Consider the following 22,323-nt stretch of genomic DNA (forward strand, 5'->3'; position numbering starts at 1 on the left):
TCGTGACCCAGACCCTGTCCACCCAACCGCCGCACACCCCACCGGGCCGGCGACCCACGGCCGACCCCGGCCACCCCCCGGCCCGCCGCGGCCTCGTCGGCCTCGCCGTGCGGATCGTCCTGCTCGCCGTCGTCGACGCCCTCGCGGTCTACGGGCTCCTCGCACTGGCCGCGCAGCACAAGTGGGGGATGTTCGGCGCCCTGCTCGTGGGCACGGTCGCGGTCAACGTGATCTACGCCGGCAAGCGCCACGTGCCGGCCAAATACCTCGCCCCCGGCGTCGCGTTGCTGCTCGTGTACCAGGTGTACGTGGTGTTCTACACCGGGTTCGCCGCCTTCACGAACTACGGCGACGGCCACAACAGCGACAAGCCCGACGCCGTCGCGGCGATCCTCGCGCACAGCGAGACCCGCGTACCCGACTCGCCGGTACGCCCGGCCGCGGTCGTCGCCCGCGGCGACCGGGTCGGCCTGTTGGTGACCCTGCCCGACCGGGGTGTACGCCTCGGGTGGGCGGGGCACCCGCTGGAGCCCGTCGCGGACCCGGTGTACGACTCCGCCGGGCGCGCGGTCGCCGCGCCCGGCTGGCACCGGCTGAGCTACGCGCAGATCGCGAACCGGCAGAAGGAGATCAGCGAACTGCGGGTGCCCGCGAGCGAGGACCCGAACAGCGGCAGCCTGCGCACCGCCGACGGGATCAGCGCCGCCGCCTACCGATCCACGCTCGACTACGACCGCGGCGCCGACACCATCACCGACCGGGCCACCGGCAAGGTCTATCGACCCACCTCCGACGGCGTCTTCGCCGCCGACGACGGCACCAGACTCAGTCCGGGTTGGAAGGTCTTCGTCGGCGTGGACAACTTCGAGAAGATCCTCACCGACCGCGACATCCGCGGACCCTTCCTCGGGGTGCTGGTGTGGACCTTCGTCTTCGCCGGCATCTCGGTCGCGGTGCCGTTCGCCATCGGACTGGTCCTGGCCGCGGTGCTGGACGGCAAACGGCTGCGCGGGCACCGGATCTACCGTTCGCTGATCATGCTGCCCTACGCCTTCCCGGCCTTCCTGGCCGCACTGGTGTGGCAGGGCCTGCTCAACACCGACTACGGCTACGTCAACGTCTCGCTCCTGGACGGCGCGCACATCCCGTGGCTCACCGATCCGTGGTTGGCCCGGCTCAGCGTGCTCGCGGTCAACGTGTGGATCAGCTTCCCGTACATGTTCCTCATCTGTACCGGCGCGCTCCAGGCGATCCCCGCCGAGGTCACCGAGGCGGCGCGGATCGACGGCGCGGGACGCGGACGGATCCTGCGGCACATCAAACTGCCGCTCCTGCTCACCGCCGTCACCCCGATGCTGATCGCGACCTTCGCCTTCAACTTCAACAACTTCAACGTCATCTACATGCTCACCGGCGGCGGCCCCAAGGACCCCGACGCGCCGATCGAGGTCGGCTCCACCGACCTGCTGATCTCGCTGGTGTACAAACTCGCCTTCGGCGGCAGCAATCGCCAATACGGCATGGCCTGCGCCGTGTCGATCCTGATCTTCGTGGTGGTCGCCGCGATCTCCGTCGTCGGCCTGCGCCGCAGCCGCGCGTTCGAGGAGTCCTGATGATCCGTTGGTTCGCGCGCACCGGATGGCGGCACCTGATCGGGGTGCTCGCGGTCGTGGTGGCCGTCTTCCCCCTGGTGTTCGTGCTCTCCGCGTCGCTGAACCCCAGCGGCACCCTGACCGGATCCAACGAACTGTTCTCGGACACCACCGACGCGCACTACCGGGAACTGTTCGACGACCCGCTGCACCCGTTCGGCAAGTGGTTCCTGAACTCGATGGCGGTCGGGCTGGCCACCGCGATCGGGTCGGTGCTCCTGGGCGCCTGCGCCGGCTACGCCTTCTCGCGCTTTCGGTTCCGGGGGCGGAGGGCCGGGCTGACCACGCTGCTCCTGGTCCAGATGTTCCCGCAACTGCTCGCCTACGTCGCGCTGTTCCTGCTCCTGTCCAGCTTCGACGACGTGTTCCCCGCGATCGGTCTGGGCAGCCGGCTGGGACTGGTGATGATCTACCTCGGCGGCGCGCTCGGGGTGAACACCTACCTGATGAAGGGCTTCTTCGACACCGTGCCGCGCGACCTCGACGAGGCGGCGCGGATCGACGGGGCCTCGCACGCCCAGGTGTTCTTCCGGATCGTGCTGCCGCTGGTGGCACCGGTACTGGCCGTGGTCGCGCTGCTGTCCTTCGTGGCCACGCTCAACGACTTCGTGATCGCGAGCCTGGTCCTGAACGACCCGGACAAGCAGACCCTCGCGGTCGGGCTCTACCACTTCATCTCGTACGGAGTGGGCCGCAACTGGGGCGTGTTCGCGGCGGGCGTGCTGATCGCGGCGCTGCCGGTGCTGGTGCTGTTCCAGTTCCTGCAACGCTTCATCGTCGGCGGGCTGACGGCCGGAGCGGTGAAGAACTGACCCGGCGCGGGCGCTCGATGTTGTGTTTCGACTTCTCCCCCGAAGGAAGCTCTCGGATGACCGTCACGACCACGAACACCCCTACGACCACCGGCTGGTGGCGCGACTCGGTGATCTATCAGGTGTACGTGCGCAGCTTCGCGGACGGCAACGGCGACGGGATCGGCGACCTGCCCGGCGTACGCAGCCGGCTGCGCTACCTGAGCGAACTGGGTGTGGACGCCGTCTGGCTCACCCCGTTCTACGCCTCCCCGCAAGCCGACCACGGCTACGACGTGGCCGACTACCGGGCCGTCGACCCGCTGTTCGGCACCCTCCAGGACGCCGACGCGCTGCTGCGCGACGCGCACGCGCACGGCCTGCGGGTGATCGTCGACCTGGTGCCCAACCACACCTCCGAGGCGCACGCCTGGTTCGTCGAGGCGCTGGCCGGCGGCCCCGGATCGGCCGCCCGCGCGCGGTACCACTTCCGCCCCGGTCGCGGCGTCGACGGGGAACTGCCGCCCAACGACTGGGAGTCGGTGTTCGGCGGCCGGGCCTGGACCCGGGTGCCGGACGGCGAGTGGTACCTGCACCTGTTCGCCCCCGAGCAGCCCGACCTGAACTGGGAACACCCCGAGGTGCACGCCGAGTTCGAGGACGTGCTGCGCTTTTGGCTGGACCTGGGCGTGGACGGCTTCCGGATCGACGTGGCACACGGTCTGGTCAAGGCCGAGGGCCTGCCCGACATCGGCGGCGGCGCCGGGATCGAACTGCTCGGCAGCGCCGAACTGCCGTTCTTCGACCAGGACGGGGTACACGAGATATACCGCGGCTGGCGGCGCGTCCTCGACGCCTACCCCGGCGCCCGGATAGCCGTGGCCGAGGCATGGACGCCGAGCCCGGAGCGCACCGCGCGCTATGTGCGCCCCGACGAGCTGCACCAGGCGTTCAACTTCCACTACCTGGGTACCGATTGGGCCGCGCCCGCGCTGCGCGAGGTGATCGACGCGTCGTTGGCCGGCGCCGCCGGTGTCGGTGCCCCGGCGACCTGGGTGTTGTCCAACCACGACGTGCACCGCCACGTCACGCGCTACGGCGACGGGGAGCAGGGGCTGCGCCGGGCCCGGGCCGCCGCGCTGTTGACGCTGGCGCTGCCCGGCTCGGTGTACGTATACCAGGGCGAGGAATTGGGCCTGCCCGAGGTGTTGGACCTGCCGGACGAGGTGTTGCAGGACCCGAGATGGGAGCGGTCCGGGCACACCGAGCGGGGCCGGGACGGCTGCCGGGTGCCGCTGCCGTGGTCGGGCGGGCGGGCGCCGTACGGATTCGGCGCGCCGGGCAGTGCGCCGACCTGGCTGCCGCAGCCGGGCGAGTGGGCCGGGTTGAGTGTCGAGGCGCAGTGGCACGACCCCGCGTCCACGCTGTCGCTGTATCGGTCGGCGTTGGCGATCCGTCGGGCGCACCCGGACCTCGGAGACGGCGCGGAACTGCGGTGGTTGCCGTCGCCGGAGGGCACGTTGGTCTTCCGGCGCGGGGGCGGGCCGGTGTGCGCGGTGAATCTGGGCGCGGAGCCGGTGCGGCTGCCCGAGTACGGGCCGGTGTTGCTCGCCAGCGGCGAGCTGCCCGGGGACGGCGTGCTGCCGGGCGACACGGCGGCGTGGTACGCGGTGGACGGGGGCTGAGCGGTCCGGTTCGGGTCCGGCGGGCCCGGGAGTTCGGCGGGGCCCGGATGTTCGGCGGCGGCTTCCCATGGGGGAGTCACCGCCGAAATCGGTCGCTGTCGTGGGGCCCGGGGGTCCGGCTACAGTGGGTGGGTGGCGCAGTTCGAAGTAATCGTGGACCCGGAACGCGAAGCCTGGCTCGGGCGGATGCTCACCGAATCCAATACGGCGGTCTCACCGAATCTGGCGGCCCTGCGCGGGACTTCCGCCGAGAACGAGGAGCCCCTCCAGATCTACGTGCGCGACGACGACGGTGATCTCGTCGGCGGGTTGACCGGCTACACCTGGGCCTACTGGCTGCACGTGCACCTCCTGTGGGTCGACGCGCGCCTGCGCGGCGCCGGGCTGGGTTCGGAACTCCTGGGACGGGCCGAGAAGATCGCGTCGACCGAGCGGGAGTGTCGGCACGTGCGACTGGAGACGTGGGACTTCCAGGCTCCGGACTTCTACCGCGGGCACGGCTACGAACTCGCGGGAACCGTGAGGGACTACCCGCCGGGCAGTGTCGAGTACATCTTCGTCAAACGCCTCGGCTGAGCGGCGTCCGGCAGGCGGGTGTCGCTCGGCTGATGGGTGCCGTCATGGCCACCGCGGTGTCCAGGAGTTCGATCAGCGTGCCGGAGAAGTCGGGCAGGAGTCGTACGGCCACCGTCCAGGTTTCCGGGGCCGCGCCGAGGCGGGCCCGGAGGCGATGCGGTCGCAGTTCGTCGGGCAGTCGCCACGGGTCGAACGCGGGTCGGCGGGCGGTCGGGTCCTCGATGATCGCCGAGCCGGCCAGGAGGTCGAACGCGACGCGGGCCGGGCGGCACGTGCGGACGATGTCCTCGACGGTCAACGCGCCGCGATCCAGGGCGGCCCACATCCACGTGCGCACGTGTTTCGGATGGTCGGGCACGAACGTCAGCCGGGCGAGGAGGAGTTCGCGCGGGCAGTCGGGGTGCATGACCACCGCGTCCCGGACCTCGTCGGGCCAGGGGTCGCGGGTCAGGGTCTCGATCAGCGTGTCCCACGGCGGCGGTCCGCACTCGGCGAGGACGATGCCGGCGGCGTGGGCCGGGTCGCGCAGGGCCGTGACGATCGCCGCCGGCGTGGTTGCCTCGGCCAGTCGGGCGCGCAGTAGCGCCGGGCCGTCGACGCCGTCCAGGGCGGCGCGGGCGAGTTTGACGGTCTCGGCCGGGAAGGGGTTGCGCGAGTCCTCCAGGCCGTGGCGGCCGGCCTCGTCGATCAGGGCGCGCACGCCGTCGGGACCGGCGTCCCGCCACCGGTCGAGCAGCGCGCGCAGCCGACCCGCGTCGGTGTGGACGGCGCGCCGGTGCAGCACGATCCGCGCGACGCGGGGGTCGTCCGAGGCGGGGGCGACGTCGAGGGCGAGCCGGTGGTTCGGCCCTTCGTCGCGTTCGAGGCAGCCGAGCAGGGCGGAGGCGAGCGGGACCGTGCCCGGGCGGCCCGCGCGGTCCACACCGGACAGCAGGCGGGTCACCGCCGCTTCGTCCAGGTGGACGCGGCGGAACAGCAGGGCGTTCACCGCGGGATCGTCGAGATCCAGTAACTCTGCGACGGTCTCCGGGGGTTGCTCGGCCACGCCGGCCAGGATCAGGTTCGCGGCGGGCCCGTGCACGGCCCGGAGGCGTTCGCGCAGCGCGCGGTCGGGCGGAGCGGCGGCCAACAGGGGGCGCAGTGCGGGCGGGTCGAGCAGGGACACCAGCGCGTGTTGTTGTGCGCTGCTCGCGCAGCGGAAGAGCAGGATGCGGGCCGGGTCGCCGCCGGAGGGGCGGGTGTGCGCCCGGTTCGGGGCGGGGCCGGCGAGGGCCGTCGCGACGAGGGCGGCCGGGGTGCCGGGGAAGCGCGGGAGTTCGGCGAGGACGGTGGACCACGCGTCGGCGTCGGTGCCCAGGGGGGCGAGGAGTTCGCGTACGGCGGCATGCACGGCGGGGTCCTCGTCGGGCAGGGCCAGGAGCACCGCCACGGCCGGTCCGGCCTCGGTGAGCAGCGCGGACGCGGTGAATCGGCCGCGACGCAGGCCCCGGCGCAGGAGCGGGGTCCATTCCCATTCGTCGTGGTCGAGATCGTGATCGCAGTCTCGCCCCGGAGCGGGCACGGGGAGGCGGAAGGCGCGGGCGCGCAGGGTGGGGCGGGCGGATCGGCCGCCGTCCCGGACGATCTCGTCGGGGCAGTCGGCCCATCGGGCGAGGACCGCGGTCACCGACGAGGGGAAGGGTTTGCGCAGGTGTTCCTCGCGCGCGGCGGACCAGTCGGGCGGGACCGGGACGGGGCCCTTGGCGCGCCGGATGCGCAGGAGTAACAGGTGGGTGGCGGAGCAGCGTCGGCGGACCTCGGCGGCGGCCGGGTCGTCGAGGCGGTCGAGCAGGTCGCCGTGGTCGAGGTCGCCGGCCGCGCGGCGGAAGCGGGCGAACCCGGATTCGTCGAGCAGGGCGCGCAGCGCGCGGTGGCGTTCGGCGACCACGGCCGGGGGTAAGTCGGGGCCGAGTTCGAGCAGGGCGTGTGCGACCAGTTCGCCGAAGGGGGCCCACAACGCCGGTTCGAGCAGCCGTTCGTGATGCTGCGTCAGCAGCCAGGGCACGAAGCCGTGCGGCGCGCGCCAGTCGGGATCCGCGGGATCGGCCGCGGCGAGGACGGCGCGCCGGAGCACGACCGTGTGCCGCTCGGGGTTCGTGGGTCGGTACAGGGTGCGGGCCAGGGCGGGGCGGCCGAGTCCGGCCAGGCGCAGCAGGGTGTCGTGGCCCAGGCCGGGGTTCGCGGCCAACGCCCGGAGCAGGTCCGTGTCGTCGGTCTCGAACACGGCCTCGATCAGGGCACGTGGCAGCGACCGGGCACGGCGCAGGGCCAGGAGGCCGGAACCGCCCAGTCGCCGGAGCAGTGCGCCGGACCGACCCCGACCGACGTTTCGGAGCGCCACCATGGCGGCGGTTCCGGATGTGCCGGTCTCGTGCATGCGGGGCCTCCTGGGGGCGCTGGTGCGGCCCTGGGGACATTACGCGATGGGTCGATGTTCCGGATGGGGGTGGGGTGTTGGTGATGGGGAGGTCTTTACGGTCGGGAGCGGGGACCCGCGGCGCCGGCGGCGGTGCACGAGCCGGGCGGTGATCAGCGCGAGCAGGGCCGCCGCGGTGGCCACCGCGCTCCAGGGAATGGCGCGAACGGTGGTGTGGGCGTGGGTGGTCGGGCCCGTGTCGGGAGAGCCGCCCGGGACGGGCGTCGGGTGCAGGGCGAGGTCGACGTCGAGGCGGAAGGCCTGGGTGACGCCGGATACGCGCACGGTTCGGGTGAGCGAGGCGCCGGGCAGCAACTCCGGGAGCGGGTCCAGTTTTCGGTGGGTGCCGGTCAGGCCCCAGGGGCCGCGGACGGTCAGGTCGGGGCGGGCGCCCAGGCGGATGTTGCCGCTGTTGCGGACGGTGTAGGTGACGTTCAGAGCGCCGTCGCGGGGGTCGAGCGAGGTGCGCAGGCTCGCGCTGAGGCCGCCCGAGGTGAGCGCGGGACGCAGTGGGCCGTCGACGCGCAGGTACATGCGGGTGCCGACGCGGCGGTCGACCACGACCCGGTTGCCGGCCTGGTCCCGGCCGGGGCCGGCGAGGGAGGCGACGATGCCGCCCGCGTGGTCGCCGGGGGAGGCGTCTGTGGGGACGACGAGTTCGAACGGCACGTCGCTACGGGCGTGCGGCGGCACGGTGATCCGGCTCTCCTTGAGGCGGATCCACGCGCCGACGTCGGCGGTGGGGCGGCCGGCGGCGAGGAGGTCGAAGCCGCCGGAGGCGGTGGTGAAGGCGTCCTGCGCGTAGAGGTCGACGGTGAGGGGTTGGTCGCCGACGTTGGTGACGGCGACGTAGTCGACCCGGCGGGCGCCGGGGGCCAGGGCGTACCGGAAGGCCGGCCGGTCGTCGGGCCCGTGCTCGGTGGAGGGCTGGACGGACCAGGTGGCGGTCGGGGGCACGGCGTCGGCGGGCGCGGGCGCCGCCGTGGCGGCGGCGGTGGTGATGAACAGGCAGGTGGTGAACAGGCACGCGAGGGTCGCGGCGATGCCGGCAAGGGTGGTGACGGCTCGGCGGAAGCGGCGGGTCGGGGGGTGGGGCATGAGGTTCCGTTCGGGCCACAGGCGGCGCGGGTCGGTGTGTCCCCGCGCCGCCTGTGGTGTGGTCGGGGCTCGCCGTCAGATCGCGGTGACCGTCAGGGTGGCGCTGTAGGTGCCGGGGGCCGTGGTGGTGGGCAGGTTCAGGCTCAGGTCGGCGCCCAGGACCGCGGTGCCTCGGCCGTGGCCCGCTTCGGCGCTGCCGAGGGTGCGGGTGGTCTTGATGCCGCCGTCGGTCGCCGGGGCGATCGGGGTGCCGGCCGTGACCTGCTGGCCGTTGCCCGCCTTGACCACCTTCGGGGTCCAGCCGAGGGCCGAGCCGTCGAAGCCGGTGCCGCCCCGGGCGGTGGTGAAGTCGGTGACCTGGCCGCTGACGTTCCAGCCCGGGTCGGCCGCGCGCAGGTCGGTGACCTGCACGGTGTTCAGCGCGCCGGAGGTGGCCAACCGGTCGCCGGAGGCGGTGAGTTCGGGGGCGGGCAGCGTCACCGTGTCGCCGGTCGAGGTCATGGTCAGGGCGCCGGTGCTCGTGACCGTGGTGGTGATGACCTGGCTGCCGGACAGCGGGTCGCCGCCGGGAGTGGTGTCGCCGCTCGCGGTGAGCGCGACCTGGTCGACGGCCCAGAAGCGGCTGTTGGTGCCGGTGTAGCGGAAGCGGACCTGTGCGGTCCCGGCGCCGGCCGGCACGTCGAGGGTGAGGCGTTCGACCTGGTTGGTGTCCGCGCGGTAGGACTTGACGAGCTTGGCCTCGCCGCCGTCCCAGGACACGTACACGTCGCCCGTCTGCGGGCCGTCCACCTGGTAGTCGGTGACGTAGCTCAGGTCGACCTTCGCCTTGCCCTGGACCGGGTAGGCCGGGGAGACGAGCGTCGAGTCGAACCGGCCCGCCGCGTGCGCCTTGTCGTCCCATTCGTCGGAGTCGGCGACGGCGAACACGTTGCGGCTGCGCACATTCCCCTCGCGGGCCTGGCCGCCCTCGGCGCGGGTGAAGAACTCGTCGGTGGCGAACGACCAGCCGCGCCACTCGGTCACACCGCCGGTGGGCATCGCGGAGTTGTCGATGGACCAGCCCTCGGGCGCGGTGTGCGTGAAGCCCTTGACGCCGGCGGGGATGCCGGCCTCGTCGACCCGCTCGGACAGGGTCGGCCGCAGCGTGTCGAAGGCGTCCGGCTCGATCTCGTCGATCGGCTGCCCGTCCAGGCCCCACGCGGGATCGATGCGGACACCCTCGTGCTTGAGCACGGTCGGCGCGATGTCGACCAGGCGCACGTCGTGACGCACGGTGCCGGCGGGCAGGCCGGCGCCGTTGGCGATGACGAAGGTCTGCCGCTCCTGCGGGGTCGCGCCGCCGTGGCCGCCGGAGTCGGTGTGGCCGTGGTCGGCGGTGACCAGGACCAGCCAGTCCTCCTGGGCGTACGTCGGACGGGCGCGCAGCGCGTCCAGCACCTTGCCCACGCGCGTGTCGGCGTCCTTGACGGCCTTGGCGTATTCGGGGCTGGTGCCGCCGTTGTTGTGGCCGGCGCCGTCGACCGCGTCCAAGTGCATGAACGTGGTGTCGGGATTGCCCGTGGACAGGTACCGCGCGGTGGTGTCGGCGGCGACGTCGTCGTTCTCGTCGGTAGGCACGCGCACGTCGACCTTCGGCGAGAAGATCGTGGACGCGATCGGCCCCCACGCGCCGACCACGAGGGTCGAGGCGGTCGGGTCGGCGGCCTCCAGACGGGTCGCGAAGTCGGGGTACTTGTCGTACCGGGAACCCGCGAACGTGTTGTCGTGCACGCCGTGCTTGTCGGGCCAGACGCCGGTGGCGATGGTCGACCAGCCGGGGCCGGAGACGGTGGGCGCGAACGGCTGCGCGTACAGGTTGCTCGGCGCGCTGACACCACCGGCCATGAGCGCCTTCAGGTTGGGCGCGTCACCGCTCTGCAGCTTGTCGAAGCGCAGTCCGTCGATGCCGATGACCAGCGTCTTCGCTTTCTTGGTGCCGTTGGGCAACGGCGGCGTCGAGTCGCCGGCGGCGGGGGACGCGGCGAGTGCGGCGCCGGCCAAGGCGAGCGGGACGGCGACCGCGGCGACCGCGGTCGCCGCGAGGCCGCGCCGGGCGCGAATGGATCCGTACACTGCGATAACTCCCTCGGTGGATGAACCGGAGTGGGGTCGGTCCGAGGCGGGCGCAATCCGCCGCGGACCCGCCGGGCCGATCACGTTCTCGTGATCGGCCCGGTCGTGTTTCGTCGAGTGCCACGGGCCTCGGGCGAGACCGGTGGACGTATCGAACCGCCGGACCGTCGGCCCGAGGTGCGATGGGCTTCGGAGTCCTGCGGGAGCGTGCGGGAACCACGATGCAACGGGCGGGAGTTCGGCCATCCACGGGCGGCGGTCGGCCGGTTGAACAACGGGAGAACTTCTGGTCCGGACCCGTTATGGTTCTGTTATACAGAGTGCCGAGGGTCACCCGCGCCTATGTGCGGGCCTTCCCCGACCGGCACCTGCGTGGCCCGTCGGGTGGTGGGGCTACGCGACGCGGGCGATGAGTTCCGTCGCCGGCGAGGGTCTATCGGAAAGGGGTGGGAACAGGCATCGGGGCCGACAACGGTTTCGAGCGTGGTGTCGAGAAGGGTGTGTGCGATGTCCGAGGGCACGGTTTTGCGAGAGGGCATCGTCTTCGGCGAGTCCGCGCGATGGCACGCCGGGCGGGCGTGGTTCGCCGACTGGGGTACGGGCGAGATCGTCGCGGTCGATCCGGAGGGGGCCGGCGAGGTGGTCGTGCGGGTGCCGTTCCCGTCCCTGCCGATGTGTTTCGACCGCGCGGTGGACGGTCGATTGTTGATCGTCTCGTCGAGCGAGGCGCGGGTGGTGACGCCGGAGCCGGACGGTACGTTCGCGACGTACGCGGATCTGAGCACGGTCGGCGGCGGCTTCAACGAGATCGTCGCGGACGGGCGGGGCAACGTGTTCGTCAACGGCGCCGACTTCGACCCGATGACGGGCGAGGTGCCGCGCCCGGGCTTTGTCGCGGTGATCGCCGCGGACGGGTCGGTACGCCGGGTCGCGGACGGCGTCGAATTCCCCAACGGCATGGCCGTGACCCCCGACGACACGACGCTGATCGTCGCCGAGTCCTACGCCAACCGCCTCACCGCCTTCGACATCGACGCCGACGACGGCCTGTCGCGCCGCCGGGTGTGGGCCGACCTCGGCGCGGGCGTCCCGGACGGGATCTGCCTCGATGCGCACGGGGCCGTCTGGTACGCGGACGTCCCGAACAAACGGTGCGTCCGGGTCCGGGAGGGCGGCGAGGTGACGGCGACGCTCGACCTGGACCGGGGCTGCTTCTCCTGCGTGCTCGACGCCGACGGGCGCACGCTGTACATCGTCGCCACCGAATGGCGCGGCATGAGCGACCCGACGGCCGGCCCCCGAACGGGCCAACTGCTCGCGGCGCCGGTATCGACGGCGACGATGACGACTTAGAGTTACCGAATGATCTTTATCGTGGTGAAGTTCCCGGTGAAGCCCGAACACGCCGAGGATTGGCCGCAACACGCCGCGGCGTTTACCGAGGCCACGCGGGGTGAGCCGGGCAACCTCTGGTTCGAGTGGTCGCGCAGTCTCGACGATCCGACCACGTACGTGCTGGTCGAGGCGTTTCGGGACGACGCGGCCGCCGCGCACGTGAACTCCGACCACTTCAGGGACGCGCTGGAGCGGTTCCGGCCGCTGATTCGGCACACGCCCGAGATCGTCAGCACGGTGATTCCGGACGCGAGCGGGTGGAGTGCGATGGGGGAACTACAGATCGACTGAGGCCGGCCGGCGCACCCGACCGCCCGAGGACGCCGGACGTCCGTTGTCCGGCGCCCACTCGGTCGGCCGGACAGGGCCTAGTGCAGGACCTTGAGGCCCACCACGCTGCCGACGATGCCCGCGAGCAGGAGCAGCTTGACGACGGAGAACGCCTCGCCGTCGAAGACCATCGCGTAGGTGACGGTCAGGACCGCGCCGATGCCCACCCACACGGCGTACCCCGTGCCCACCGGCAGGTCGCGCAGCGCGTAGGCGAGGCCGCTCATGCTGGCGGTCAGCGCGACGCCGAAGACGACGGTCGGCCACAGGCGGGTGAAGCCGGCGGACTTGCCGAGGGCCGTCGCCCAGACGGCTTCCAGGACGCCGGAGACGATCAGCACGATCCAGGCCATGACGAGCACTCCCTGACACCGTCTTGTCCTGACCGGGTACGGCGTGCCTCGTCCGGGAGCCGGTTCGGGCTCCGTGAACCACTCTCGCACGCCCGCGACGGCGCACAAAACAGCCGCCGTGTCCAGTCCCGGCCGCCGCCGGTGACCGGGATCACCCGGCGGGAGCCGGGGTGCGTGGGGGAGTTCCGGGCCGGCGTCGGGGGGCGCCGGTACGGTCTGCGGCATGGACATCACCTCCGCGCAATGCCCCGAGCCCCTGCCCGGACGGGTCGGCCATGTGGCCGGGATCGAATCGCTCGTGCTCGACGGGCGCCGGCTCTGGTTCGGCTTCGACTACCAGAGCGACATGGTCGTCTCGCCGCTGATCGAGGACCCGCAGGTCATGGCGGCGTTCGCGAGCGCGTATCTGCGGCAGACCGACGGCGAGCACGACGCGGCCTACTGGGCCGAGCCGGTGGACGCGGCGGTGACGCTGTCCGGTCTGGTCCCGGAGGACGTGCACCGGGAGTTCGAGACGGCGCGGCTGCGGGCCGAACTGCCCGAACCCGGGAGCCACCTGCTCTATCTGTTCGACGCGGTCGTCGGCTGGGACGAGTCGCGGTCGCTGCCGGCAGAGGTGCGGGAGGCATACGAGCGGCTCGGGTTCGACGAGGACGACGTCAACGACTGCGTCGACCACTGCCTGGAGGTGATCCGGGGAGGCGGGGCCGGGGCCGACGAGCGCTCGGTCGTGCGCTTCCATCTGTCCGCGGCGGTGCCGGCGTTCCCGGGCAACTGGGCGGTGATCTTCGGGCCGATGGGGGAGCGCGTCGCGAAGGGGGTCTGAGCGGCGCGGGTCAGCGGGGGATCAGGCGCATCGGGAGGGTGCGCGGGGTCAGCACGCTGCGCGGGACGGCGCGAACCGGCGTGGCGGAGGCCGGGCGCAGTCGCCAGCGGGCGGCGATGGAGGCCAGGGCCAGGACGCTCTCGGTGAGCGCGAAGGTGTCGCCGACGCACTTGGTGGGGCCGGCGCCGAAGGGCACGAACGCGGACCGCGACCAGGCGCCGGGAGCGGTGCCGTCGGCGTATTCGCGTTCGGGGCGGAAGAGTTCGGGCTCCGGGTGGAAGTCGGGGTGCCGGTGCAGGATGTACGGGCTGAACACGAGGGTGCTGCCGACGGGGAGCCGGCGGCCGGCGAGGTCGACCGCGCGGGTGGTGGTGCGGGGGAGCACCCAGGCGGGCGGGTACAGGCGCAGCGCCTCGCGCACGACCCGGCCGGTCCATTCCAGGCGGGACAGGTCGTCGGGGCCGGCGACGCGTCCGTCGAGGACGGTGTCGACCTCGGCGTGCAGGGCGCGTTCCGCGTCGGGGTGGCCGGCGATCAGGTGCAGGGACCAGGCCAGCGCGGAGGAGGTGGTTTCGGCGCCGGCCAGGATCAACACCGCCACCTGGTCGTGCAGTTCGCTCTCGCTGAGCGCGCCGCCGTCGTCGTCCCGGGCGGCGAGCAGGCGGGCGAGCAGATCGCGGCCGGCCGCGCCGTCGGCCCGCCGGTCGGCCACGATGCGCGCCACGTGGGCGCGCCAGCCGGCCAGGCCCCGGCGGTAGCGGCGGCTGCTCGGGGTCGGCACCGCGTCGACGGCGGGCAGCAGGGCGCGCAGATAGACACCCTTGAGGAACGTGTCCAGGCTGTCGCGCAGTTCGGCGATGTCGCGGTCGTCGATGCCCGAGCCGAACAGGGTGCGGACGGCCACCGTGGTGGTGAGCGCGAACATCTCGTCGACCATGTCCACGGTCGTGCCCGGCCGCCAGCGGTCCAGCGCGACGCCGATCTCGTGGCCCATCGCCGTCGCGTAGCCGGGCAGGTGCTCGGTACGGAACGCCGGTTGCATCAGCAGGCGTTGGCGGCGGTGGTCGGCGTGCGGGCAGGTGGCGAGGCCGTTGCCGAGGGCGGCGCGGGAGCCCTCGTAGAGCGGGCCGACGCGGTCGAACGTGCGGCCGTCGCTCATCACTTGGCGAGCGATTTCGGGGTGGCACAGGACGAACGCGGGGCGCGGGCCGAGGCGGATCTCGACCAGGTCCCCGTGTGCGGGCAGCGAGTCGAGGAAGCGCAGCGGCGCGCGGAGCAGGTGCGGGAGGTGCCCGGCCACGGGCCAGGCGCCGGGAGCCCGACCGGCGCGGGCGACGGGCGCCGGGTCGCGAGGCGGGTGGGGGGCCGTGGTCATGGGGCACTTCCCTGGGGGATTCGGCGCGGATCGGCTTCGGCTCGTGCCGTGCGGTGTCCTACCCATTCCAGCAGCGCCGCATCGCGGATCGGGGGAGGCGTCGGGGGACGGGGGCGTGTCGGGTGTGCCCGCGTGGGTGCGGACCGACGAGCCGCGCCGTGTTCACCCGGCCCGCCCCGGGGTCGGTGCCGGGGGTTCGCCGGGGTGTCCGGTGCCGGGGACGCCGCCGTGGCGACCCCCGGCCGACCGGCTGCCCTGCCGAGTTCGGGAAATCTACCGTCGGGACATGACCAAGAAGCGCACGGCATCGCACGACGGTGCCCAGTCCCGGTTCGCCACACCTCTGTTCGTCACACCTCTGTTCGCCAAGCCCCGGTTCGCCGAGTCTTCGTTCGCCGAGACCCGTTTCGCCAAGCCCCCTTTCGCCCGGCCGCTGTTCGTGCGATCCACCGGTCGCCGGATCGTGGTGGGCCTCGCCCTCGCCGGGCTGTTCGTGGTCCCCCTCGCCGGCGGCGCCCGGGCCGACGCCCCCGCCGCGCCGGACAGCGTCGCGGTCGCCGACGCGCGCGGACGCGGCACGCTCGTGGACGTCGTGGACCTGCGCACCGTGTCCGCCGCCGAGGCCGCTCGGGCGCTCGCCGACGACGGATGGGACGCCGGCGCGATACACGACGACGTCGTACTGCGCCGCCTCGTCTACCGCACCGTCGACGCGCACGGGCGCCCGACCACCGCGACCGGCCTGCTCGCGCTGCCGGTCCACGGCGAGCGGCGGCTGCGCGTGGTGTCGTACACGCACGGCACCGAGCTGTATCGCGGCGACGCGCCGTCGACCAGCGACGAGACCTGGGGCATCGCGCCGGCGCTGACCTACGCCTCGGCCGGTTTCGCGGTCACCATGCCGGACTATCTCGGCCAGGGCGAGGGACCCGGCCCGCACCCCTGGATGGACATCCCCTCGGAGACCACCGCGTCGCTCGATCTGCTGCGCGCGGCCCGCGAGTTCATCGGCCGGCACGGGCACACCACGGCGCGCGAGGTGTACGTCAGCGGCTTCTCGCAGGGCGCGTCGGCCGCGCTGGGGCTGGCCCGGGCGCTGCAATCCGGCGCCGATCCGTGGTTCCGCATCGGCGCGATCGCGCCGATCAGCGGCGCGTACGACTTCGGCGGTGTGCAACTGCCCGCGCTGCTCGGCGGCGAGTTGGCGGACAAGCCGAGCGTGCTCTACAGCGCCCTGCTCCTGGTCGCCTACAACCGTCTGCACCACATCTACGACACCCCGGCGGACGTCTTCCGGAAGCGGTACGCGGACATCATCGAGGGCCTGCTCGACGGCTCGCACCGGGACGACGAGATCCTGAAGGCGACCCCGGACTCCCTCGACGAACTGCTGACCGAAGAGGGCCGGGCGCTGCTCACCCGACCCACCGGGGCACTGGCCGCGGCGCTGCGGGAGACCGACGCGGTGTGCACCGACTGGCGGCCCCGGGTGCCGGTCCGGCTGTACGTGGCGGCCGGAGACGAGGAGGTGGCGCCCGCGAACACCGCGCACTGCCGGGCGGCGATGCGGGCCCGGGGCGTGGACGTCGGGGTGACCCGCTTCGGGGCGGATGTCGACCACGCCGGCTCGAATCGGCTGGGCACGGCCGCCGCGCTGCGCTGGTTCCGGGAACTGGCCGGTCGAGCGGGGTGATCGCCCGGGCCACTGTCGCGTGGGGCCCGGGCCGTTACGCCTGGCCCGTTTCGAAGCGCGTGACCAGGCCGTCCTCGACCGTGAAGCGCCAGGTGGTGCGCATCTCGCCCGAGGTGTCGTTGCGGTAGTCGACGACGAGCGATCGTCCGCCGTCGGACTCGGAGCGCACGTTCATGTGCCCGTTCGACGAGAAGATCTCCCGATCCACCCAGTCGTCGACGTCACGATCCGTCCCGTCGTCGGACATGGTCGCCCCGGGCGCCATCAATGCCACGAAGGCCGCCTTGTCGTGTGCGTTCACGGCGGAGACGAAGGCTCCGACGATGGGATCCGACAGTTTCCCGGGGGCGATGGTCACGACAACCTCCTGAACGGCAAACGGTCGGTGGCACAAGCGCCGCCGACGCCCGGTACGAGTCCCCCGACAACCGGGCCCGATAAACCCGCCGCACCCCGCAGGGGCGCGACGCGGGACCCGCGCCCCGGCCGCGCTCCGGCTTCGGCCCGGGCGCGGGTCCGCCCGGGGGAGCGGCACCGTGGGAGTGACGGGAAAGCAGTCGATCGGATGGCTCCGGGCGGTACGCCGTTTCGGGTGAACCCGGCACTCGTTAACCGTCCATGACCGCACCGGCATCGCTGGACGAGGCGCTCAGCAGCCTCATCGACGCCATCGAGGACACCCTGGCCCGCCTGGACCCGCAGGCCGTGCCGGCCCCGGAACCCGTCGCCGCCCCCGCCCCCGTGCCCGCTCCGTTCGCCGCCGACCACCTCGCGCCGCTCGGATATCTGGACCCGTCCGTCGACGCGGGCGCGCTGGTCCACGCGCTGCGCTACGCCCTGCACCGGGCGGAGCCCGGATGATCACCGTATATCCAGGTTGATCCGGGGCGTTGCCTCTGCTCGGCGTCCCCGGCGCGGGGACGATCGGAGCCCCCTGGAGCCGCGGCCGACACCCGTCGAAAAAATCTTCGGCGAGGGTGTCATGTAACCCGCGGGTCGTGGCGTTACTCGTGCGACGCCAAAGTACGGAGGCTCCATGTCGAGAAGCATGGCCGCGGATTTCGAGGAGTTCGCGCACGCACGCAGCGGACAGCTGCTGCGTACCGCCTGCCTGCTCACGGGAGACTGGCATCTCGCCGAGGATCTGGTCCAGGAGACCTTCGGAAAGTTGTTCCCGGTGTGGCGTCGGGTGCGGGCCATGGACGCGCCCATGGCCTACGCGCACACCACGCTGGTACGGACGTACCTGTCCGCCCGCCGCCTCCGGCGCTGGTCGGAGCGGCCCGCCGGCGACGTGCCGGACCGGCAGTCGCCCGACGGGACCGACATCGAACTGCGGCTGACCCTCCTGGAGGGCCTGGACCGGCTGTCCCCGAACGATCGGGCGGTGCTGGTGCTGCGCTACTGGGAGGACTACTCGATCAAGGACACCGCCGACATCCTGCGCATCGCGCCCGGCAACGTCCCGGTCCGCGCCAAACGGGCGCTGACTCGCCTGCGGGCGCTGCTGGGCAACGAACTGCGGGACCTGGCGGCGACATGCTGAGCGACCCGACCGTTTCCCCCAACCCCGGCGATCGCGATCGAAAGGACATGGTGGCCGTGATCACCGATGAGGACTTCGAGCGGTACGAGCGCGACCTGCCCGCGGCGCTCGGCTGCGCCGTCGAGGACTTCCCCGCGCCCAGTTCCGACCTGGTGGCGCGGTCGCTCGCCCGGGGCCGGCAGCGCCGGCGGGCCCGTACGCTGCGTCGGTCGGCGCTGGGGTTCGTGCTGGTGGCGGCGAGCATCGGGGGATGGGCCGCGACGGACGGCGGGTTCGGGCTTTCGTCGTCGGATGCGGCCGACCGGACCCGGTTGCCCTCGGCGGCCGACGTACGCCGGGACCTGGTGCCGTACCTGATGAAGGCGCTGCCCTCGGAAGGGGTGCTGACCGACGCGGAAAGCCGTTTCGCGGCCGACGCCCCCAAGGTGCTCCGGACCGAGGCACAGGTCTCCGGGACGTATTCCACGGCCGCGGGCAAGTCCTCGCTGATCGTGTCGATTTCCCGACCGGTGCCCGGCAGCCGTACCGAGCTGGGAAGTTATGCCTACTGCACGGGAGTTCGCCCGGACAACGAGTGCGTCCGGGTGCTGCAGCCCGAGGGCGGCGCACTGACCGTACGCAAGTCCACGAAGGAGCCCGGGAGTCCGGACGCGGAGTGGAGCGTCGTACACACCCGGGCCGACGGGGCGATGATCGGGGTCCGCCTCTCCGGTGCCTACGACGACGCCGGAGAGCCGGCGGGCGTGCCGACCATGAGCATCCAACAGATCACCGAGATCGCCCGCAGCCCCGTCTGGGCACCGGTGATCGCGGTGGAGCCGACGGCCGCGGAGCAGGTGCTGGGCCTGGTGCCGGCACTCCTGCCGGGGCAGATTCAGCCGCTGTCCCGCGACGGGGACTCGCGCAGCGGCGAGTTCGTCGTGCAGGCCGGGGGCGGCCGGCACCTGCTGACCGCCCGTGTCGACCCGACTTCCCCCGGCGAGGGGCAGGGGTGCCCGACCGGTCCATTGCCGTGGACCTGCGGGGAGGTGACCCTGTCCGACGGGAACCCGGCCGTGGTCGATCGCGAGCGGAACGTGGACGGGCGGGTCGTGCCCCTGAGCCTGACCGCGTACCGGCCGCACGGCCTGCGCATCCGGTTCGAGGTGGACGCGCCGCCCGCCAAGTCCACCACGTCCTACGGCGAACTCGCCGCGGCAGCGCCGGGGTTGGACCTGGAAGTGCTGAAGATGATCGCGGCCTCGCCGCGCTGGGACGCCCGCTGAGCACGCACGCCGGTCGTCCCCGACCCGCGCGCTGACCACCGAACCGCCCATACGACATACCGCGTTGCCCCCGGCGCCCACCCGGCGCCGGGGGTGGGTTCCGCGTCGGCCGAAACGGCGTGCCGCCCGGCGATCGGTGCCGGCCCCGGCCGTCCGCACCGCCGAACCGGCCGGCGACACCCGAAGACGCCGCGGTCCGCGACCGGCGCCCCCGCATCCGACTTCCCGAGGTTGACGAGATCGCTCATGATCCTTCCCGCACCGCCGAAGCACCTGCGCAGATTCGTCCCCGAGATATCGCGGTTCGCGGTGGTGGGCGGGGCCGGCTACAGCGTCGACGTCGTCCTGTTCAACGTCCTGCGCGCGCTCCTGGACGTCTCCGCCCTGCCCGCGAAGCTGGTTTCGCTGAGTGTCGCCACGATGGTCGCCTACCTGGGCAACCGGCGGTGGACCTACCGTGAGCGCACCGTGTCGGGCGCCGCGCACGACGCGGGTCGGCAACTGTTGTTGTTCGTCGGCTGGAGCCTGGGCGGTCTGGTCATCCAGGTCGGCTGTCTGTGGGTGTCGCGGCACGTCCTGGGCTTCGACAGCCTGCTCGCCGACAACCTTTCCGGCAATGTGATCGGGATGGCCCTGGCCACGGGGTTCCGCTTCTGGGGCTACCGCACCTGGGTCTTCCGCGCGGCGACCGACACCACCGCGGTACCGGCGACCGTCACCGCTCGTGCTCCGGCGACCGCGACCGCTCCCCTCCCGGCCGACGTCCGTCGCGACGCGGCCCCGGGCCTGCGGTGAACGCCGCGGCCCTGGTCATCGCCCTCGCGGCCACGCTCGCCGGATGCGGGCACCTGGCGTGCGTGAGCGGGATGCGCCGCGCGGTGGACGTCGTGCTGCTGTGGTTGCTGCTGACCACGGCCCAACTGTCCGCACTGACCCTGCTGGTCGGCGCCCTGCTGCGCCGACTGGACGCGGTTCCCCTGTTCGTCGCCGCCCTCGTGGTCGCGGCGGTGGAGATCGCGGCGACCCGGCGGGCCCGCGTCGACGGGGAGCGCCGGCGGGGTCGGGACCTGGTCCGCGCGCTCGCCCGCCGGGCGCGGCGGTCGTGGCGGCATCCGGCGGTCGTGGTGGTGGCGGTGCTCGTGGGCGCGCAGTACTGCTGGCGGGGCGCGCTGGCCGTGTTCTTGGGTCCGCTCGACTACGACGGGCTGTGGTACCACCTGCCCGGGCCGGCGATCTGGCTCCAGCAGGGGTATGTCGGCCATACCCCACAGGTGTTGTGGGCCGACGTGTATCCGCAGGGCCAGGAACTGCTCACCGGGTTCACCGGCGCCTTCCTCGGCGACACCCGTTTGGGCTGGGCGTCCGGACTGCCCTTCCTGGCCCTGGGCGCGGTCGCCACCGCCGGGATCGCCCGCACCGCCGGCGCCCGGCGCGCACACGCGACGCTCGCCGGGCTCGGGATCCTCGCCGTCCCGGCGGTGTTCCTGGAGGCGTCGACCACCTACGTCGACTTCGCGACGACGGCCACCGCCCTCGCCGCGCTGCACCTGACGCTCGGCCTGCGCTCGACGACGGCGGCGGCGATCACGCGCGGCGTGGACCCGCCGCGCGCGCTGCGCCGCCAGGTCTTGTGGATCGGGATCGCGCTCGGGGTGGCCGTCGGGGTCAAGTCGTCGAACCTGTTGACCGCCGCGATGGTCGGCGTGCTGGTCGTGGTGCAGACCGGGTACGTACTCGCCGACGTGCGCCGGGGCGCGCCGTCCGGGCCACCGCGCGGTCGGGTCGCCGGGCTGCGCGGGGATGCCGCCGCGCTGGTCCGGGTGGCCCTGCCCAATGTGGCGCTGCTCGGCTCGGCGATGACGGCACTGGGCGGCTATTGGTATCTGCGTACCTGGATTCGCTACGGCAACCCGTTCTACCCGTTCAGCATGTTCGGCTTCCCGGGCCGGGGCACCGTCGACGAGTTGATCATCCGGACCACCATCTCGCCGCTGGTGATCGGGGAGGGGAAGGCGCGTGCCACGTGGCACTCGTGGCTGCTGGATCGGGAGCGGTTCGCCTATACGTACGACCAGCAGCCGGGCGGGTTCGGGTTGCAGTGGATCTATCTGCTGCTGCCGGTCCTGGTGGTGGGTCTGGTGTTGTTCGGGCTTCGGCGGCGCTTCGATCTGCTGTGGGGGCTGGTGCTTCCGGTGATCGTGTGGGGGATCGCGTCGCCGGCGCCGTGGTGGGCGCGCTACCAGTTGATCGTGCCGGCCCTGGGCTGTGTGGGGCTGGCGGTGGTGCTGACGGCGCTGGCGGAACGCTCCGACCGGGTGCGCGGGGGACGGGTGGCGGTGCCGATGTCGGCGCGGCGGGTGGTCGCGGGGCTGCTCGCGGCGGTGTTCGTGGGGACCACGGCGGTGTCCATGTGGTGGGCGACGCAGCCGACCAACACCTGGACGGGGGACCGCTTCGGGGCGCATCGGGCGAACGTGCGGGAGGCGGTGGAGCTGATGCGGGATCCGGACCGGGACCGGCGGATCCTGCCCACGGCCGCCTACGCCGGGCTCGACCGGGTGCCCGACGGCCGCACGATCGCCTTCACCGACTTCACCCGGGCGGACTTCCTGCACCTGATCATGGGCGAGCGCGGACAGCGGCGGATCACCAATCTGGGCGAGCCCCGCGACGTCGCGGACTTCACCCGCCGGTTGCGGGCTTCCGGCGCGCGGTATCTGCTGCTCGGTGTCGGCAACGGCGACCGGGACCTGCTGCTCGCCGTGCTCGGCGACCGGGGGCACTATCGGCCGGTGGTGCGCGGGAACGGCGGGATCGGTTGGTTCGGCGGCGGGTTCGGCGGCGCGGAGTTGTTCGAGGTCGGCGACTTCATCCGGGACCTGTGTGCGAACCGGGAGCCCGACCTGGCGGTGACGACAGGGGACGCGGGCACGGTGGCGGTGGTGCTCCGGGACGCGTGCGGGGCGCCGCTGTTCGAGGTGGACGTGGTCCTGCTCGGCGCCGGCGGGGAGGTCGCGCGGGTCATGACGGGGGCGCGGGGCGAGGCGGTGCTGCGGGTTCCGGCTCCGGTGGTCGGGCAGCCGGTGCGGGTGCGGTTCGCGGGTGACGGTTACTACGGCCCGGCGGAGGCGGCGGTCGGCGGCTGAGCCCGAACGGGCCGGGTGCGCCCGT

The 22,323-nt window shown here is 72.8% G+C and carries 19 protein-coding genes and 1 riboswitch; of the genes, 13 read left to right on the forward strand and 6 right to left on the reverse strand.

Annotated elements, in window-relative coordinates; genetic code table 11:
• Positions 1-2: 2 nt before the first annotated feature.
• From ACFRCG_RS22780 to ACFRCG_RS22795, 4 genes are all read left to right on the forward strand, one after another.
• Positions 3-1,613: an ABC transporter permease subunit gene (locus ACFRCG_RS22780; protein WP_380034126.1), complete on the forward strand. Its 1,611-nt coding sequence runs from the start codon at positions 3-5 to the stop codon at positions 1,611-1,613.
• Positions 1,613-2,464 (forward strand): sugar ABC transporter permease, encoded by an 852-nt coding sequence (locus ACFRCG_RS22785; RefSeq protein WP_380034128.1) that lies wholly within the window; start codon positions 1,613-1,615, stop codon positions 2,462-2,464. The genes ACFRCG_RS22780 and ACFRCG_RS22785 overlap by 1 nt, the downstream gene beginning before the upstream one ends.
• Positions 2,465-2,520: 56 nt before the next feature.
• Positions 2,521-4,128, forward strand: coding sequence for a glycoside hydrolase family 13 protein (locus ACFRCG_RS22790; protein WP_380034130.1), 1,608 nt, complete (start codon positions 2,521-2,523; stop codon positions 4,126-4,128).
• Positions 4,129-4,260: 132 nt separating this feature from the next.
• Positions 4,261-4,704: a GNAT family N-acetyltransferase gene (locus tag ACFRCG_RS22795; protein ID WP_380034132.1), complete on the forward strand. Its 444-nt coding sequence runs from the start codon at positions 4,261-4,263 to the stop codon at positions 4,702-4,704.
• On the opposite strand, the gene ACFRCG_RS22800 is transcribed toward ACFRCG_RS22795, so the two are convergent.
• The 3 genes from ACFRCG_RS22800 to ACFRCG_RS22810 form a co-directional block, all read right to left on the reverse strand.
• Positions 4,688-7,120, reverse strand: coding sequence for a hypothetical protein (locus ACFRCG_RS22800; protein WP_380034134.1), 2,433 nt, complete (start codon positions 7,118-7,120; stop codon positions 4,688-4,690). The genes ACFRCG_RS22795 and ACFRCG_RS22800 overlap by 17 nt on opposite strands.
• Positions 7,121-7,159: 39 nt before the next feature.
• Positions 7,160-8,257, reverse strand: coding sequence for a WxL protein peptidoglycan domain-containing protein (locus ACFRCG_RS22805; RefSeq protein ID WP_380034136.1), 1,098 nt, complete (start codon positions 8,255-8,257; stop codon positions 7,160-7,162).
• Positions 8,258-8,332: 75 nt separating this feature from the next.
• On the reverse strand, positions 8,333-10,369 hold the full coding sequence (locus ACFRCG_RS22810) for an alkaline phosphatase family protein (protein WP_380034138.1): 2,037 nt from the start codon (positions 10,367-10,369) through the stop codon (positions 8,333-8,335).
• A gap of 507 nt (positions 10,370-10,876) precedes the next feature.
• Between ACFRCG_RS22810 and ACFRCG_RS22815 the strand changes: the two genes are divergently transcribed.
• Together ACFRCG_RS22815 and ACFRCG_RS22820 are read left to right on the forward strand one after the other, a co-directional pair.
• Positions 10,877-11,722, forward strand: a complete 846-nt coding sequence (locus ACFRCG_RS22815; protein WP_380034140.1) for an SMP-30/gluconolactonase/LRE family protein — start codon at positions 10,877-10,879, stop codon at positions 11,720-11,722.
• Between the two features lie 9 nt (positions 11,723-11,731).
• Positions 11,732-12,055 (forward strand): putative quinol monooxygenase, encoded by a 324-nt coding sequence (locus ACFRCG_RS22820; RefSeq protein ID WP_380034142.1) that lies wholly within the window; start codon positions 11,732-11,734, stop codon positions 12,053-12,055.
• 77 nt (positions 12,056-12,132) lie between these two features.
• Here the strand turns inward: ACFRCG_RS22820 and ACFRCG_RS22825 are convergent, their stop codons facing one another.
• Positions 12,133-12,447 carry a multidrug efflux SMR transporter gene (locus tag ACFRCG_RS22825; protein ID WP_078981618.1) on the reverse strand — a complete coding sequence of 105 codons (315 nt, stop codon included), beginning with the start codon at positions 12,445-12,447 and terminating at the stop codon, positions 12,133-12,135.
• A gap of 12 nt (positions 12,448-12,459) precedes the next feature.
• Positions 12,460-12,522: riboswitch (guanidine-III (ykkC-III) riboswitch) on the reverse strand.
• Between the two features lie 148 nt (positions 12,523-12,670).
• Between ACFRCG_RS22825 and ACFRCG_RS22830 the strand changes: the two genes are divergently transcribed.
• Positions 12,671-13,273 (forward strand): hypothetical protein, encoded by a 603-nt coding sequence (locus ACFRCG_RS22830; RefSeq protein ID WP_380034144.1) that lies wholly within the window; start codon positions 12,671-12,673, stop codon positions 13,271-13,273.
• 10 nt (positions 13,274-13,283) lie between these two features.
• On the opposite strand, the gene ACFRCG_RS22835 is transcribed toward ACFRCG_RS22830, so the two are convergent.
• A complete protein-coding gene (locus tag ACFRCG_RS22835) occupies positions 13,284-14,648 on the reverse strand; it encodes a cytochrome P450 (protein WP_380034146.1) in 1,365 nt (454 codons plus the stop codon).
• 286 nt (positions 14,649-14,934) lie between these two features.
• On the opposite strand from ACFRCG_RS22835, the gene ACFRCG_RS22840 reads away from it, so the two are divergent.
• On the forward strand, positions 14,935-16,341 hold the full coding sequence (locus tag ACFRCG_RS22840; RefSeq protein WP_380034148.1) for an alpha/beta hydrolase family protein: 1,407 nt from the start codon (positions 14,935-14,937) through the stop codon (positions 16,339-16,341).
• 34 nt (positions 16,342-16,375) lie between these two features.
• Here the strand turns inward: ACFRCG_RS22840 and ACFRCG_RS22845 are convergent, their stop codons facing one another.
• Positions 16,376-16,699 (reverse strand): nuclear transport factor 2 family protein, encoded by a 324-nt coding sequence (locus tag ACFRCG_RS22845; protein ID WP_380034150.1) that lies wholly within the window; start codon positions 16,697-16,699, stop codon positions 16,376-16,378.
• Positions 16,700-16,959: 260 nt separating this feature from the next.
• Here ACFRCG_RS22845 and ACFRCG_RS22850 point away from each other — a divergent pair, with 260 nt between their 5' ends.
• The 5 genes from ACFRCG_RS22850 (at position 16,960) to ACFRCG_RS22870 (ending at position 22,298) form a co-directional block, all read left to right on the forward strand.
• Positions 16,960-17,202 carry a hypothetical protein gene (locus tag ACFRCG_RS22850; protein WP_380034152.1) on the forward strand — a complete coding sequence of 81 codons (243 nt, stop codon included), beginning with the start codon at positions 16,960-16,962 and terminating at the stop codon, positions 17,200-17,202.
• A 175-nt stretch (positions 17,203-17,377) separates the two neighbouring features.
• The gene (locus tag ACFRCG_RS22855; protein WP_380034154.1) at positions 17,378-17,887 is read left to right on the forward strand and encodes a SigE family RNA polymerase sigma factor; all 510 of its coding nucleotides are present in this window, start codon (positions 17,378-17,380) and stop codon (positions 17,885-17,887) included.
• 56 nt (positions 17,888-17,943) lie between these two features.
• Complete coding sequence (locus ACFRCG_RS22860; RefSeq protein ID WP_380034156.1) at positions 17,944-19,152, forward strand: hypothetical protein; 1,209 nt, start codon at positions 17,944-17,946, stop codon at positions 19,150-19,152.
• Positions 19,153-19,398: 246 nt separating this feature from the next.
• A complete protein-coding gene (locus tag ACFRCG_RS22865; RefSeq protein WP_380034158.1) occupies positions 19,399-19,947 on the forward strand; it encodes a GtrA family protein in 549 nt (182 codons plus the stop codon).
• Positions 19,944-22,298 carry a hypothetical protein gene (locus ACFRCG_RS22870; RefSeq protein WP_380034160.1) on the forward strand — a complete coding sequence of 785 codons (2,355 nt, stop codon included), beginning with the start codon at positions 19,944-19,946 and terminating at the stop codon, positions 22,296-22,298. Before ACFRCG_RS22865 ends, ACFRCG_RS22870 begins: the two co-directional genes overlap by 4 nt.
• The last annotated feature ends 25 nt before the right edge of the window (positions 22,299-22,323 follow it).

Origin of the sequence: Embleya sp. NPDC056575, assembly GCF_042793325.1 — a bacterium.
Classification (GTDB): Bacteria; Actinomycetota; Actinomycetes; order Streptomycetales; family Streptomycetaceae; genus Embleya.

Bases quoted from the DNA above. Each gene is read 5' to 3' on its own strand.
- ACFRCG_RS22785 (WP_380034128.1), top strand. From the start codon at position 1,613: ATGATCCGTTGGTTCGCGCGCACCGGATGGCGGCACCTGATCGGGGTG.
- ACFRCG_RS22790 (WP_380034130.1), top strand. From the start codon at position 2,521: ATGACCGTCACGACCACGAACACCCCTACGACCACCGGCTGGTGGCGC.
- ACFRCG_RS22800 (WP_380034134.1), bottom strand. From the start codon at position 7,120: ATGCACGAGACCGGCACATCCGGAACCGCCGCCATGGTGGCGCTCCGA.
- ACFRCG_RS22805 (WP_380034136.1), bottom strand. From the start codon at position 8,257: ATGCCCCACCCCCCGACCCGCCGCTTCCGCCGAGCCGTCACCACCCTT.
- ACFRCG_RS22815 (WP_380034140.1), top strand. From the start codon at position 10,877: ATGTCCGAGGGCACGGTTTTGCGAGAGGGCATCGTCTTCGGCGAGTCC.
- ACFRCG_RS22820 (WP_380034142.1), top strand. From the start codon at position 11,732: ATGATCTTTATCGTGGTGAAGTTCCCGGTGAAGCCCGAACACGCCGAG.
- ACFRCG_RS22825 (WP_078981618.1), bottom strand. From the start codon at position 12,447: ATGGCCTGGATCGTGCTGATCGTCTCCGGCGTCCTGGAAGCCGTCTGG.
- ACFRCG_RS22830 (WP_380034144.1), top strand. From the start codon at position 12,671: ATGGACATCACCTCCGCGCAATGCCCCGAGCCCCTGCCCGGACGGGTC.
- ACFRCG_RS22835 (WP_380034146.1), bottom strand. From the start codon at position 14,648: ATGACCACGGCCCCCCACCCGCCTCGCGACCCGGCGCCCGTCGCCCGC.
- ACFRCG_RS22840 (WP_380034148.1), top strand. From the start codon at position 14,935: ATGACCAAGAAGCGCACGGCATCGCACGACGGTGCCCAGTCCCGGTTC.
- ACFRCG_RS22850 (WP_380034152.1), top strand. From the start codon at position 16,960: ATGACCGCACCGGCATCGCTGGACGAGGCGCTCAGCAGCCTCATCGAC.
- ACFRCG_RS22855 (WP_380034154.1), top strand. From the start codon at position 17,378: ATGTCGAGAAGCATGGCCGCGGATTTCGAGGAGTTCGCGCACGCACGC.
- ACFRCG_RS22865 (WP_380034158.1), top strand. From the start codon at position 19,399: ATGATCCTTCCCGCACCGCCGAAGCACCTGCGCAGATTCGTCCCCGAG.